Annotated in this window: 12 protein-coding genes; all 12 read left to right on the forward strand. The window is 70.7% G+C overall.

All coding sequences use genetic code 11. From position 1 onward, the window contains the following. Positions 1-9: 9 nt before the first annotated feature. The 12 genes from ACZ7EG_RS24575 to ACZ7EG_RS24630 all read left to right on the forward strand — a co-directional run bounded on the left by ACZ7EG_RS24575 (position 10) and on the right by ACZ7EG_RS24630 (position 13,929). Positions 10-669: a GntR family transcriptional regulator gene (locus ACZ7EG_RS24575; RefSeq protein ID WP_471082711.1), complete on the forward strand. Its 660-nt coding sequence runs from the start codon at positions 10-12 to the stop codon at positions 667-669. Next, positions 666-1,577: a dihydrodipicolinate synthase family protein gene (locus ACZ7EG_RS24580; protein WP_471082713.1), complete on the forward strand. Its 912-nt coding sequence runs from the start codon at positions 666-668 to the stop codon at positions 1,575-1,577. The genes ACZ7EG_RS24575 and ACZ7EG_RS24580 overlap by 4 nt, the downstream gene beginning before the upstream one ends. Beyond that, entirely contained in the window at positions 1,574-3,304 is a 1,731-nt protein-coding gene (araD, locus tag ACZ7EG_RS24585) for an L-arabinonate dehydratase (protein WP_471082715.1), read from the forward strand. The genes ACZ7EG_RS24580 and araD overlap by 4 nt, the downstream gene beginning before the upstream one ends. Positions 3,305-3,473: 169 nt before the next feature. Further along, on the forward strand, positions 3,474-4,409 hold the full coding sequence (locus ACZ7EG_RS24590) for a carbohydrate ABC transporter permease (protein WP_471082717.1): 936 nt from the start codon (positions 3,474-3,476) through the stop codon (positions 4,407-4,409). Then, positions 4,406-5,302 carry a carbohydrate ABC transporter permease gene (locus ACZ7EG_RS24595; RefSeq protein ID WP_471082719.1) on the forward strand — a complete coding sequence of 299 codons (897 nt, stop codon included), beginning with the start codon at positions 4,406-4,408 and terminating at the stop codon, positions 5,300-5,302. Before ACZ7EG_RS24590 ends, ACZ7EG_RS24595 begins: the two co-directional genes overlap by 4 nt. Next, the gene (locus ACZ7EG_RS24600; RefSeq protein ID WP_471082721.1) at positions 5,299-6,048 is read left to right on the forward strand and encodes a pectate lyase family protein; all 750 of its coding nucleotides are present in this window, start codon (positions 5,299-5,301) and stop codon (positions 6,046-6,048) included. Before ACZ7EG_RS24595 ends, ACZ7EG_RS24600 begins: the two co-directional genes overlap by 4 nt. A gap of 20 nt (positions 6,049-6,068) precedes the next feature. Next, positions 6,069-7,220, forward strand: coding sequence for a Gfo/Idh/MocA family protein (locus tag ACZ7EG_RS24605; RefSeq protein WP_471082724.1), 1,152 nt, complete (start codon positions 6,069-6,071; stop codon positions 7,218-7,220). After that, positions 7,217-8,062 (forward strand): DUF6807 domain-containing protein, encoded by an 846-nt coding sequence (locus tag ACZ7EG_RS24610; RefSeq protein WP_471082727.1) that lies wholly within the window; start codon positions 7,217-7,219, stop codon positions 8,060-8,062. Before ACZ7EG_RS24605 ends, ACZ7EG_RS24610 begins: the two co-directional genes overlap by 4 nt. Next, on the forward strand, positions 8,059-9,567 hold the full coding sequence (locus ACZ7EG_RS24615) for a glycoside hydrolase family 43 protein (RefSeq protein ID WP_471082730.1): 1,509 nt from the start codon (positions 8,059-8,061) through the stop codon (positions 9,565-9,567). Before ACZ7EG_RS24610 ends, ACZ7EG_RS24615 begins: the two co-directional genes overlap by 4 nt. A gap of 33 nt (positions 9,568-9,600) precedes the next feature. After that, positions 9,601-11,598, forward strand: coding sequence for a pectinesterase family protein (locus ACZ7EG_RS24620; protein WP_471082733.1), 1,998 nt, complete (start codon positions 9,601-9,603; stop codon positions 11,596-11,598). 49 nt (positions 11,599-11,647) lie between these two features. Further along, a complete protein-coding gene (locus ACZ7EG_RS24625) occupies positions 11,648-13,009 on the forward strand; it encodes an ABC transporter substrate-binding protein (protein WP_471082736.1) in 1,362 nt (453 codons plus the stop codon). A 122-nt stretch (positions 13,010-13,131) separates the two neighbouring features. Next, on the forward strand, positions 13,132-13,929 hold the full coding sequence (locus tag ACZ7EG_RS24630; RefSeq protein ID WP_471082740.1) for a rhamnogalacturonan acetylesterase: 798 nt from the start codon (positions 13,132-13,134) through the stop codon (positions 13,927-13,929). The last annotated feature ends 10 nt before the right edge of the window (positions 13,930-13,939 follow it).

The following is a 13,939-nucleotide window of genomic DNA, read 5'->3' on the forward strand; positions in this document are numbered from 1 at the left end:
GAGGCGCGCATGACCTCTGTGCCCACGCCGATCCCCTCCCGCACGCAGTACGTGCTGGAGGGGATCAAACACCGCATCCTCACCGGGCAGTTGACACCGGGACAGGCGCTGGTCGAGACCGAGCTCGCCGCGCAGTTCGGCGTGTCGAAGACCCCGGTGCGCGAGGCGCTCAAGACCCTCGCCGGGACCGGACTGGTCGTGATGAACCAGTACAAGGGCGTCACCGTGCGCCTGGTGGACGCGGACATGGCGCGCGAGGTCTACGACGTACGGCTGCTGCTGGAGCCCGAGGCGCTGCGGCGGGCCGTGCAGCGCGGGGCCTCCCTGGATGTCGCCCGGGAGGCGCTGACCAGGGCCGACGCCGCCACCGACACCGCCGAACGCTCCCTCGCCAACCGGGAGTTCCACCGGGCCCTGTACCTGCCGTGCGGCAACCCGCTGCTCGGGCGGATGCTCGACGAGGTCCGCGACCAGGCCGCCCTGGTCTCCGCGGTCGCCTGGGCCGCCTCGCCCTCCTGGGAGCGGGAGGCCGGTGAGCACCGGGAGATCCTGCGGCTCGCCCTCGACGGCGACGCCGACGGCGCGGCGCGTGCCCTGCACGCCCACATCGCGTCCTTCGTGCAGCGCGCTTTCCCCGAGGCAGGACTGGAACAGGAAGGTCAGGAATGAGCAGCGTGGCGTTCGAGACCCAGCGGGCGGCCCTGGCCGACGTGGTGGCGATCCCGGTGACCCCGTTCGCCGAGGACGGCTCCGTCGCACAGGACACCCACCGGGCCCTGGTGCGCCGCCTGCTCGACGGCGGCGTCACGACCCTCACCCCGAACGGCAACACCGGCGAGTTCTACGCCCTGACCCCCGAAGAGCGCAGGCTCGTCACGGAGTTGACGATCGACGAGGCCGGTGAGCGGGCCGTCGTGCTGGTCGGAGTGGGACACGACGTCCCGACCGCCGTCGCCTCCGCCCGGCACGCCCGGGAGCTCGGCGCGCAGATGGTGATGGTCCACCAGCCCGTCCACCCCTATGTCTCGCAGGCCGGCTGGGTCGACTACCACCGCGCCATCGCCGAGGCCGTACCCGAGCTGGGCGTCGTCCCGTACATCCGCAACGCGCAGCTCACCGGTGCCCGGCTCGCCGAACTCGCCGACGCCTGCCCGAACGTCATCGGCGTGAAGTACGCCGTCCCCGACGCGGCCGGGTTCGCAGCGTTCGCGCGGGACGCGGGTCTCGAGCGGTTCGTGTGGGTGGCCGGGCTCGCCGAGCCGTACGCCCCCTCCTACTTCTCCGCCGGTGCCACCGGCTTCACCTCGGGGCTGGTGAACGTCGCCCCGGCCGTCTCCCTGAACATGATCGAGGCGCTGCGCTCCGGCGACTACCGGGCCGCCATGAAGGTCTGGGAGCAGATCCGGCGCTTCGAGGAGCTGCGCGCCGCCGGCGGCTCCGCCAACAACGTCACCGTCGTCAAGGAGGCCCTCGCGTCCCTCGGGCTGTGCCGTCGCGAGGTCCGCCCGCCGAGCAGGGCGCTGCCCGAGAGCGAGCGCGCCGAGGTCGCCGCGATCGCGGCGGGGTGGTCGATATGACCGGCAGGCTGCGTCCCGAGGAGCTCAGGAGCCACCAGTGGTACGGCGCCGAGGGGCAGTTGCGCACCTGGTCGCACAACGCCCGGATGCGTCAGCTCGGTTACGAGGCGGAGGAGTACCGGGGTCGCCCGGTGATCGCCGTCCTGAACACCTGGTCCGACATCAACCCCTGCCACGCCCATCTGCGCGAGCGTGCCGAGGCGGTCAAGCGGGGGGTGTGGCAGGCCGGCGGTTTCCCGCTGGAGTTCCCGGTCGCCACGCTCTCCGAGACGTACCAGAAGCCGACTCCGATGCTCTACCGCAACCTGCTCGCGATGGAGACGGAGGAGTTGCTGCGGTCGTACCCGATCGACTCGGCGGTGCTGCTGGGCGGCTGCGACAAGTCGACGCCCGCGCTGCTCATGGGCGCTGCCTCGGCCGACGTACCGTCCCTCTTCGTGCCCGCGGGGCCGATGCTGCCGGGCCACTGGCGCGGGGAGACCCTCGGGTCCGGCACCGACATGTGGAAGTACTGGGACGAGCACCGCGCGGGCAACCTGACCGACTGCGAACTGAGGGAGCTGCAGGGCGGGTTGGCCCGGTCACCCGGTCACTGCATGACCATGGGGACCGCGTCGACCATGACCGCGGCGGCGGAAGCCCTCGGTATGACGTTGCCGGGCGCCTCCTCGGTCCCCGCCGTCGACTCCGGGCACGAGCGGATGGCCGCCGCCTCCGGCCGGCGTGCCGTGGAGCTCGCCTGGACCGCGCTCAAGCCGTCCCGGATCCTCACCCGCGAGGCCTTCGAGGACGCCGTCACCACGGTGCTCGGGCTCGGCGGCTCCACCAACGCCGTCATCCACCTGATCGCGATGGCGGGGCGCTGCCGGGTCGAGCTCACCCTCGACGACTTCGACCGCATCGCCCGCACCGTGCCGGTGCTCGCCAACGTCCGCCCCGGCGGACAGACGTATCTCATGGAGGACTTCTACTTCGCCGGTGGCCTGCCCGCCTTCCTCTCCCGGATCACCGACCTGCTGCACCTGGACCGGCCCACCGTCAACGGAACCCTGCGCGAGCAGCTCGAGGGCGCCGTCGTCCACGACGACGACGTCATCCGCACCCGCGAGAACCCGGTCGCCGCCGAGGGCGGAGTCGCCGTGCTGCGTGGCAACCTCTGCCCGGACGGGGCGGTCATCAAGCACATCGCCGCCGAGCGGCACCTGCTCAAGCACACCGGGCCCGCCGTCGTCTTCGACGACTACAAGACGATGCAGCGCACCATCAACGACCCGGCGCTCGGCATCACCGCCGACCACGTGCTCGTGCTGCGGGGCGCCGGTCCCAAGGGCGGCCCGGGCATGCCCGAGTACGGGATGCTGCCGCTGCCCGACCACCTGCTCAAGCAGGGCGTGCGGGACATGGTCCGGATCTCCGACGCGCGGATGAGCGGCACGAGTTACGGCGCGTGCGTGCTGCACGTCGCACCCGAGTCGTACATCGGCGGACCGCTCGCCCTCGTACGGACCGGCGACAGCATCACCCTCGACGTCGAGGCGCGCACCCTCCACCTCCACGTGGACGACGAGGAGCTGGCGCGGCGCAGGGCGGACTGGACGCCGCCGCCCACCCGCTACGAGCGCGGCTACGGCGCGCTCTACAACGAGCAGATCACGCAGGCCGACACCGGCTGCGACTTCGAGTTCCTGGCCCGACGGGGCAAGGTGCAGGACCCGTACGCGGGCTGAAAGGCACGACTCACGCGCCACCGCACCACCCCGGCACCACCTGTGCACCTCAGCACGACCCGGCACGACCCTGCCCGGGGAGAAAGCGCTTCCCACATACACACAGACGCACCGACGCAGTCGCACAGACGCACGACGTACCACGACGCACTGAGAACGGAGAACAGTCATGGCCCAAGCCGCAGCCGTGGCGAAACCGCCCGCGCCACCCCGGCGGCGCCGGGCCTCCGCCACGCCGCGCAGGCTCCCGTACCTGCTGATCGCGCCGGCCGCCCTGCTCATGCTGGGGTTCATCGCCTACCCGGTCATCAGCGTCTTCTACTACAGCCTGCAGAACTACAACCCCACCAAGCCGTGGCGGAACGGCTACGCGGGCTTCGACAACTTCGTCCACGCCTTCACCGAGGACCCCGTCTTCTGGGACACCCTGGTCTTCAGCGCCCAGTGGGTCGTCGTCGAGGTCGGCCTCCAGCTGCTGTTCGGCCTCGCCCTGGCCCTGATCGTCAACCAGACCTTCGTGGGCCGGGGCCTGGGACGCGCCCTGGTCTTCTCCCCGTGGGCCGTCTCCGGCGTGCTGACCTCCGCGATCTGGGTGCTGCTCTACAACTCCCAGACGGGCATCACCCGTTACCTCGCGGACATGGGTATCGGCTCGTACGGCACCAGCTGGCTGTCGGACACCTCGACCGTGTTCCCGGCGGCGGTCGTGGCCGACCTGTGGCGCGGCGTGCCCTTCTTCGCGATCCTCATCCTCGCCGACCTCCAGTCCGTCTCGAAGGACCTCTACGAGGCCGCCGAGGTCGACGGCGCGAGCCGCGTCAAGCAGTTCTGGCACATCACGCTGCCGCACCTGAAGGACGCCATCATCCTGTCCACGCTGCTGCGCGCGGTGTGGGAGTTCAACAACGTCGACCTGCTCTACACCCTGACCGGCGGCGGACCCGCGGGTGAGACGACCACGCTGCCGCTGTACATCGCCAACACATCCGTCGACGCCCACAACTTCGGCTACGCGTCGGCCCTCACCACGGTGGCGTTCGTGATCCTGCTCTTCTGCTCGATGGTCTACCTGCGGCTGAGCAAGTTCGGAGGCGAGAGCAAGTGAGCGTCAAGGAAGCCACCAAGACGGTGCCCGCCCCCGTGCCCGCCGCCCCCGCACCCCCGCACCCCGCCAAGGGCAGGCGCGCCTGGGACGAGGCACCCCGCTGGCAGATCTACCTGCCCCTGGGCATCTACCTGATCTTCACCCTCATCCCCTTCTACTGGATCCTGCTCTTCTCGCTGCGCCCGGCCGGCTCGACCTCGCTCGTGCCCTGGCCGATGACCTTCGACCACTTCGAGAAGGTCTGGACGGACCGCAGCTTCGGCACCTACTTCACCAACAGCGTGCTCGTCGGCGTCGCCACCCTGCTCATGACGACGCTCGTCGCGCTGGCCGGCGGCTACGCCCTCGCCCGGTTCGACTTCAAGGTCAAGCGGGCGTTCATGCTGGCCCTGCTGTGCTCCCAGTTCGTGCCGGGCGCGCTGCTGCTGGTGCCGCTGTTCGAGATCTTCGCCGAACTCCAGATGATCAACTCCCTGGGCAGCGTCATCCTCGCCGAGACGGTCTTCCAGCTGCCGCTGTCGATGATCCTGATCAGCAACTTCATCAAGAACGTGCCGTACTCCCTGGAGGAGGCGGCCTGGGTCGACGGCTGCAACCGGATGACGGCCTTCCGGATCGTCGTGCTGCCCTTGCTGCGGCCCGGTCTGATCGCCGTCGGCTCGTTCGCCTTCGTCCACTCCTGGAACCACTTCCTGTTCGCCCTGATGTTCCTGAACAACCAGGACAAGCAGACGATCCCCGTCGGCCTCAACTCCCTGATGAGCGCCGACAGCGTCGACCTGGGCGCGCTCGCCGCGGGCGGCATCATCGCGGCCGTCCCGGTGGTGATCGTGTTCGCCTTCATCCAGAAGTGGCTGATCACCGGGTTCAGCGCGGGGGCGGTGAAGGGATGAGGGGCAGACACCTGGCCGTCGCGGCCGGGCTGCCGGGGGTGCTCTGCGTGCCCGCGCACGCCGAGGCCCGGGACATCGGCCGCGACACCGTCCCCGCGAAGGACGGCCGGGCCGCCGAGGGAGCGGGCACCACCGGAGGCGCGGCGGCCGACGCGGCCCACGTGTACACGGTGACCGACCGGGCCGAACTCGTCAGCGCCCTCGACGGCGGCGGCGACACCCCGAAGATCATCGTCACCGTCTCCTGGAGCCGCTTCACCGGCCACGACAAGGCGATGCTCATCGGCAACGGCGACACCGCCACCGGCGACCGCGGCAAGCTCCGCGTCACCCTGCACCACAACGCCTTCGAGTCCGTCGTCCAGCGCGCCCCGCGCGTCCGCTTCGGCCAGGTCCACGTCTACGACAACCGCTACGACATCAACGGCGACGACCACCGCTACTCCCTCGGCGTCTCCACCGAGTCGAGGATCCACGCGGAGAACAACGCCTTCCACGCGCCCGGCCACGTGGAGGTCGCCGACCTGGTCAAGAGCTGGAACGGCAGCGCCCTGCACCAGAGCGGCGCGCTCTTCAACGGCTTCCCGGTCGACCTGCTCGCCATCCACAACGCCTACAACTCGGGCAGCGAGCGGGACCTGACGGCCGACGTCGGGTGGACGCCCACCCTGCACGGGCGGATCGACAGTGCCGCGGCAGCCGACCGGGCGGTGGCCCGCGGCGCGGGGGCGGGGAGGATCCGGTGACCGGCCGCATGATCGACGCCATGAACACACCTCTGCCTGTCGTCCTCGCCGGTGCCAGGGGCCACGGCCGCTGGCACGTCGAGAACATCCGCCGACTCCAGAAGCAGGGCCTCGTGCGGCTCGTCGGCGTCTGCGAGCTGACGCCGCTGACCGAGGAGGAGCTCGGCGACCTCGGAACACCCGAGCAGTCCGCCGACTTCGGTGCCCTGCTGGACTCCACCGGCGCGCGGATCGCCGTGATCTGCACACCGATCCCGACCCACACAGACCTCGCCCTCACGGCGGCCCAACGCGGCGTCCACCTCCTCCTGGAGAAGCCGCCCGCCCCCTCCTACGCCGAGTTCCGCCGGATGGCCGACGGGGTCGCCGCGGCCGGAGTCGTCTGTCAGATCGGCTTCCAGTCGCTGGGCTCGCACGCCCTGCCTGCCGTCCGCGAACTGGTCGAGCAGGGCGCGATCGGACAGCTGGTCGGCCTCGGCGGCGCCGGTGCCTGGGTACGCGACGAGGACTACTTCCGCAGGGCGCCATGGGCGGGCAAGCGGCGGCTGAACGGCGTCGACGTGATCGACGGGGCGCTGACCAACCCCCTCGCCCACGCCGTCGCCACCGCCCTCGCCCTGGGCGGCAGCACCCGCGCCGAGGACGTCACCGGCATCGAGACCGAACTGCTGCGCGCCAACGCCATCGAGTCCGACGACACCTCCTGCGTCCGGATCACCACCGCGCAGGGCCACCCGGTCACGGTCGCCGCGACCCTGTGCGCCGAGGAGGCGGACGAGCCGTACGTGCTCGTGCACGGCAGCAGCGGACGGATCACCTTCTGGTACAAGCAGGACCGCGTGCTGCTCCAGCGCGCGGGACACGGCCCGCAGGAGTCCGAGCACGGCCGCACCGACCTGCTGGAGAACCTCGTCGACCACCTGACCACCGGCGCGGACCTGCTCGTCCCGCCGGACGAGACCGGCGCCTTCATGAAGGTCGTCGAGGCCATCCGCACCGCACCCGACCCGGCGCCCCTGCCGGACTCCGCCTGGCACCGGATCCCCGAAGAGAACCGCCGTGTGGTGCCCGGCATCGACGGGCTCGTCGCGGCCGCCGCCGACACCCTCGCCCTCTACTCCGAGCTCGGCGCCCCCTGGGCCCGGCTGTCGAACGAGGTGAGCACCCGATGACCAGCAACGGCACAGCGGTCCTGCGCGTCGCGGGCCGGCCGGTCGGCCGGTACGTCACCCGGCCCGAACTGCCGGCCCGGCTCTCCCCGCGCCCCTACCTGCACCCCGTCACCACCCTGTCCGGCACGGCCGTGACGGAACTGGCCCCGGCCGACCACGCACACCACCTCGGCGTCGGTGTCGCCGTTCCCGACGTCGAGGGGTTCAACTTCTGGGGCGGACGCACCTATGTCCGCGACCAGGGCCCGACCGAGCTCGACAACCACGGCTCGCAGCGGCATGTCGCCTTCCAGCTGCGCGACCCGGACGGCTTCGTGGAGGAGCTGCGCTGGGTGGCCGCGGGCGGCGAGCTGCTGCGCGAGCGCCGTACGGTCGCCGCGACCGAACTCACCGGCCTGGCCTGGGCGCTGGACCTCACCTTCTCCCTCACCAACGTCACCGACGGCCCCCTGTCGATCGGCAGCCCAGCGACCAACGGACGCCCGGGCGCGGCCTACGGCGGCTTCTTCTGGCGGGCCCGCAAGGAGTCCTGCGCGCCGGAGGCCTTCACGGCCGGAGCCGACGGGGAGGAGAAGGTCCACGGCCGCCCCGCCGACTGGCTCGCTCTGCGGGGCGGCACCTGGACGCTGGTCTTCGCCGGCGCCACCGAACAGACCCGACGCGACCCGTGGTTCGTGCGCACCGAGGAGTACCCGGGCGTCGGCTCCTCCCTGGCCCACGAGGAGCGGGTACCGATCCCACCGGGCGAGACCGTGGTGCGCCGGGTGGTCACCGTCGTCGCCGACGGCCGTCTCGACCGGGACGCCGCGGCGGCCCTCGTCCGCAAGGCGGTGAGCCCGTGACCTTGGAGACCTACCGCAATCCGGTCCTGAACGCCGACTGGTCCGATCCGGACGTCGTCCGCGTCGGTGACGACTTCTACCTGACCGCCTCCAGCTTCGGCCGTGCCCCCGGCCTGCCGCTGCTGCACTCCCGGGACCTCGTCAACTGGACCCTGGTCGGCCACGCCCTCGACGACCTGGAACCGGCCGAGGAGTTCGCCACGCCCCGGCACGACTGCGGCGTCTGGGCCCCGTCCCTCCGGTATCACGACGAGCGCTTCTGGATCTTCTGGGGCGACCCCGACCAGGGGGTCTTCCAGGTCAACGCCCCACGGATCAGGGGCCCCTGGTCCCGGCCGCACCTGCTGAAGGAAGGCAAGGGGCTGATCGACCCCTGCCCCCTGTGGGACGACGAGACCGGCGAGGCCTATCTGGTCCACGCCTGGGCCAAGTCCCGCTCGGGCGTCAAGAACCGCCTCACCGGTCACCGCATGCGCCCCGACGGCACCGACCTCCTCGACGAGGGCAAGGTGATCGTCGACGGTGACCGCATACCCGGCTGGTTCACCCTCGAAGGCCCCAAGCTCTACCGCCACGACGGCTGGTTCTGGATCTTCGCCCCCGCCGGTGGCGTCGAGACCGGCTGGCAGGGCGCCTTCCGCTCACGCGGCTTCTTCGGGCCGTACGAGGAGAGGATCGTCCTGGAGCAGAAGGACACCGACGTCAACGGCCCCCACCAGGGCGGCTGGGTGCGCACCCCGTCCGGCGAGGACTGGTTCCTGCACTTCCAGCAGCGCGGCGCCCACGGCCGGGTCGTGCACCTCCAGCCGATGCGCTGGGGCCAGGACGGCTGGCCGGTGCTCGGGGACGACGGCGCCCCCGTCGCCGAACACCGCCGCCCCGCCCTGCCACCGCAGCCGCCCGCCGCGCCCGCCACCGACGACGACTTCCCCGGCGGGCGGTACGGCCGCCAGTGGCAGTGGACGGCCAACCCGCGGGACGGCTGGGCCACCCAGCACTCCGGGGACGGCCTGCGGCTGACCTGCGTCCGTTCGGCGAACGCCCAGGACCTGCGGAAACTGCCCCATGTACTGACCCAGCGGCTGCCCGGGTCTCCCTGCACCGTCGAGGTGGAGGTGCGCCTCGACGGTGACGAGCCCGGGGCCCGGGCCGGACTCGCCGTCCTCGGGGACGCGTTCGGGTGGATCGGACTCCAGCGGGGCACGGACGGCACCGTCCGTCTCGTGCACCGGTTCGCCGAAGCCGTCGCGGACGCCGAACGCGACGCCGCCCACGCCCGGCTCGCCCCGGAGGGCCGGGCCCGGCTGAGGATCGAGATCGACGCCGGGGCACGCTGCCGTTTCTCCGCCGACGTCGGCGACGGCTTCCGGCCGTCGGGTCCGGTCTTCGCCGCCACCCCCTCGCGCTGGGTCGGCGCCCTGCTCGGCCTCTTCGCCCTCGCGCCGGCCGGCCAGGGGCACGCCGGTGCGGCGGCCTTCACCCGGTTCCGGATCAGCACCCCGTAACGCACCTCTGTCGTACGCCTGTTGGGAGCCGCAATGACGCACCTCCGTAGCAAGCGCTTGTCGAGACCGGGGCGGCCCGGCACGGGCGTGGCCGCCGTGCTCGGCCTCCTGGCCGCGCTGAGCCTCGGGTCGATCGGGGACGCCCGGGCTCAGGCGGCACCGGACGTGCGGTCCGGCCCCGCCGCGGACCGCTGGACCGACCGGCCGCACGGCTTCGCCTCCCTCGGCGGCGGCACCACCGGCGGGGCGGGCGGCAAGGTCGTCACCGTCACCGACCGGGCCGCACTGGCGAAGTACGCGGCGGCCGATGAGCCGTACGTCATCCGCGTCAAGGGCGCCCTGGAGATGGAGCCCTTCGGCACGGAGATACCCGTCGCCTCGGACAAGACCATCATCGGCGTGAGCGACACGGCCGAGATCGTGCACGGCGGCTTCACCCTCGACCCCGGCACCCACAACGTCGTCATCCGCAACCTCACCATCCGCGACACCGCCATCGAGGGCAACTGGGACTGCAAGGACACCGACTACGACGGCATCCGCCTGGACACCGCCCACCACGTGTGGATCGACCACATACGGTTCTCGCGGATCTGCGACGGGCAGCTCGACATCCGCAAGGACAGCGAGTACGTCACCGTCTCCTACAACCAGTTCACGGACAACAACAAGACCTTCGGCATCGGCTGGACCCCGAACGTCAGGACGCAGATCACCGTCGACCACAACTGGTTCCGGGGCACCAAGCAGCGCAACCCATCGGCCGACAACTGCGCCTACGCGCACCTCTACAACAACCACCTCTCCTCACAGCTGTCCGACGGCGACCCGGTCTGGACGTACGGCAACTGGTCGCGCGGCCGGACGAAGATGGTCATCGAGAACAGCTTCTACGACGGCGTCCAGCACCCCTACCAGGCCGACGCGACGGCCGAGCTGGTGCAGCGCGGGTCGATCCTGCGCAACACGACGGGCCGGCACGACGCGTGGGGCGCGGCGTTCGACCCGCGGGACTTCTACTCCTACCGCCTCGACCCGGCCGCCGCCGTTCCCGCGCTGGTGAAGCGGTTCTCCGGGCCGCAGAAGCGGATCGGCGGGCCGGTCACCCTGAACGTCCCGGGCGACCACCCGACCGTGCAGGACGCCGTGGACGCCGTCCCCGACGGCAACGACCTCCCGGTGACGATCGCCGTCGCGCCGGGCACCTACCGCGAGAAGGTGTTCATCCCCGCGGCCAAACCGAACGTCGAGCTGCGCGGCACCGGGCGGGACCGCTCCGACACGGTCATCGTCTTCGACACACCCGCCGAGTACGGCGGGTCGACGGGCAGCGCCACCGTCCGGATCGCCGCGAACGACGTCACCGCACGCAATCTCACCTTCAGCAACGACTTCGACGAGGCCGCGCACGAGCTGAAGGGCGAGCAGGCCCTGGCGATGAAGACGACAGGCGACCGGATCGTCTTCGAGAACACCGCGTTCCTCGGCAACCAGGACACCCTGATGACCGACAGCCCCAAGCTGACCACCGTCAGCCGGGTCTACGTCCGCGGCTCCTACGTCGAGGGCGACGTCGACTTCGTCTACGGACGGGCCACGACGGTGATCGAGCGGTCGGTGATCCGGGCCCTGAGCCGCGGCTCGGACTCGAACAACGGCTACATCACGGCGGCTTCGACGTGGAAGGGCAACCCGTACGGGTTCCTGATCACCAGGTCGAGGATCGTCAGCGACGCCCCCGCCGGGACCTACCACCTGGGACGGCCCTGGCATCCCGGCGGTGAGCCGGACGCGGTCGCCCAGGTCCTGATCCGGGACACCTGGCTGCCCGCCGCGGTCAAGTCCGCGCCGTGGACCGACATGAGCGGGTTCTCGTGGAGGGACGCCCGGTTCACCGAGTACCGCACTCACGGCCCGGGTGCGTCCGTCACCCCGGACCGTCCGCAGATGAGCGACCGGGACGCGCGCTCCCACACCGTCACCGCCTACCTGGCGGGCACCGACGGCTGGGCGCCGCACGTCCGCCACTGACCCCCCACACCCTCAAGTTCCGCTGGATCCAGAAGAAGAGAGCCGACCAATGAAGATCAGCAATCGCACCAGCAGCAGAGGCGGGCGCCGGACCCCGGCCGCCGTCGCCCTGGGGGCCGTGCTCGCGCTGACCGCGACCGCCTGCGGCGACGACGGCAGCGGGGCGGGCGGCGACAAGGGCGCCGACGGAAGCGGCAAGGGAAAGATCGTCTTCTGGGACAACAACGGCGGTGTCCGCACCGAGATCTGGAAGGAGGTCATCGCCGACTTCGAGAAGGCCAACCCCGACATCAAGGTCGAGTACGTCGGGATCGCCTCTACGGAGTACCAGTCCAAGGTCGACACCGCCCTCCAGGGCGGCGGTCTGCCGGACGTCGGCGGTGTGGGCGCGGCGATGCTGGCGGGGTTCGCCGCGCAGGGCGCGCTGGAGCCGCTCGACGAGCGGCTCGGCTCGTCCTCGCTGAACGGCAAGCTCAACAAGGACATGGTCGAGTCGCTGAAGGCCGCCGGCGGCGGGGACGACAAGCTGTACTCGATCCCGACCTCCGCGAACAACGGTGTGCTGTACTACCGCACCGATCTGTTCAAGAAGGCGGGGCTCGAGGAGCCGACGACGTGGGAGCGGTTCTACGAGGCCGCCGGGAAGCTGACGAACTCGGGCAAGAACGAGTTCGGCTACACCATTCGCGGCGGTGCGGGTTCCATCGCCCAGGCGCTGGACGCCATGTACGGCCAGTCCGGCATCACGTCGTTCTGGGACTCCAGTGGTGAGAAGACCACGGTCAACGACCCCAAGAACGTGGCGGCGCTGGAGAAGTACGCGGCGCTGTACAAGAAGGTCACTCCGGCCGCCGACCTCAACAACGACTTCACGAAGATGGTCGCGCAGTGGGACTCCGGCACGATCGGGATGCTGAACCACAACCTCGGGTCGTACCAGGACCACGTGAAGGCGCTCGGGGTCGACAAGTTCCGGGGCATTCCGCAGCCGGTCGGCTCCTCCGGCAAGCGCGTGCAGGTGTCCAACCCGGTGGACGGGCTGGGACTGTTCAAGAGCGGCAAGAACAAGGACGCGGCCTGGAAGTTCATCGAGTTCGCCACGTCCAAGGCGGAGAACTCGAAGTTCAACGAGGCGGCGGGCCAGGTGCCGTCGAACACGGACGCGGCGAAGGACGCGTGGATCTCGAAGGCCGAGCCGACGAAGCTGGCCGCTGACGCGTTGTCGGACGGGTCCACGACGATTGTGCAGCTGCCGTATTACCTGCCGGACTGGAACACGATCTCCAAGGCTGACAACGAGCCGAACTTCCAGAAGGTGCTGCTCGGGAAGATGAGTGCGAAGGAATTCCTGGACACGATGGCCGATCAGCTGAATGCCGCGCAGGAGGAATGGAACCAGCAGCACGGCTAGTTCTGGACATCGCCGTGGGGCGGCCTGTGGTGTGCAGGGTGCGGGCCGTCCCGTGGTTGTTCGCGCAGTTCCCCGCGCGCCCCCGACGTCGGACCATCACCCCCCTTTGAAAGGGACTCCGCGTGTCTCTGAGTCGTAGACAAGTCGCTGCCGCGGCCGTTTCCGTACCCCTGGTGCTTGCCGCCACCGGTACCGCTCACGCCGGCGCCCGTCGCACCCGCACGCTCTACATCGCCGGTGATTCCACCGCCGCACAGAAGTACCAGGACGCCGCGCCCGAGACCGGGTGGGGCATGGCCGTTCCCTTCTTTCTGCAGTCCTCCCGGCTCGCTGTCTCCCATCACGCCGTCAACGGGCGGAGTTCCAAGAGCTTCGTCGATGAAGGGCGGCTGAAGGGGATTCTGTCCGCGATCCGGCCCGGGGATCTGCTGCTCGTGCAGTTCGCTCACAACGACGAGAAGCGGGAGGACCCCACGCGGTACACCGAACCCTGGACGACGTATCAGGAGTATCTGCGGATGTATCTCGACGGCGCCCGGGCCCATGGGGCGCGGCCGGTGCTGGCGACCTCCGTGGAGCGGCGGCGGTTCGACGCCGCCGGGAAGGCCCTGCCGACGCACGGGGAGTACCCGGCGGCCATGCGGGCGCTCGCCGCCGAGGAGCGGGTCCCGCTGCTCGACGTCCAGGCGCTGTCCCTCGCGCTGTGGCAGCGGCTCGGGGTCGAGGAGACCAAGAAGTACTTCAACTGGACGGCGACCGAGCAGGACAACACGCACTTCAATCCGCCGGGAGCCATCGAGGTGGCCCGGCTCGTGGCGCGGGAACTGCTCCGCACCCGGGTCCTCGGGCCGCGTGAGGTACGGCGGCTGGACGAGCGGATCCCGGAGTCCTGGATCACCTGGCCGGAGTCCGCCGCGTAACACCCCCCGA

This window comes from Streptomyces sp. NPDC037100 (assembly GCF_055606225.1).

What these genes read in the sequence shown, in the direction of transcription:
- ACZ7EG_RS24625 (WP_471082736.1), top strand. Translation starts at nt 11,648, where the DNA reads ATGAAGATCAGCAATCGCACCAGCAGCAGAGGCGGGCGCCGGACCCCG.
- ACZ7EG_RS24620 (WP_471082733.1), top strand. Translation starts at nt 9,601, where the DNA reads ATGACGCACCTCCGTAGCAAGCGCTTGTCGAGACCGGGGCGGCCCGGC.
- ACZ7EG_RS24590 (WP_471082717.1), top strand. Translation starts at nt 3,474, where the DNA reads ATGGCCCAAGCCGCAGCCGTGGCGAAACCGCCCGCGCCACCCCGGCGG.
- ACZ7EG_RS24580 (WP_471082713.1), top strand. Translation starts at nt 666, where the DNA reads ATGAGCAGCGTGGCGTTCGAGACCCAGCGGGCGGCCCTGGCCGACGTG.
- ACZ7EG_RS24605 (WP_471082724.1), top strand. Translation starts at nt 6,069, where the DNA reads ATGAACACACCTCTGCCTGTCGTCCTCGCCGGTGCCAGGGGCCACGGC.
- ACZ7EG_RS24575 (WP_471082711.1), top strand. Translation starts at nt 10, where the DNA reads ATGACCTCTGTGCCCACGCCGATCCCCTCCCGCACGCAGTACGTGCTG.
- ACZ7EG_RS24600 (WP_471082721.1), top strand. Translation starts at nt 5,299, where the DNA reads ATGAGGGGCAGACACCTGGCCGTCGCGGCCGGGCTGCCGGGGGTGCTC.
- ACZ7EG_RS24610 (WP_471082727.1), top strand. Translation starts at nt 7,217, where the DNA reads ATGACCAGCAACGGCACAGCGGTCCTGCGCGTCGCGGGCCGGCCGGTC.
- araD (WP_471082715.1), top strand. Translation starts at nt 1,574, where the DNA reads ATGACCGGCAGGCTGCGTCCCGAGGAGCTCAGGAGCCACCAGTGGTAC.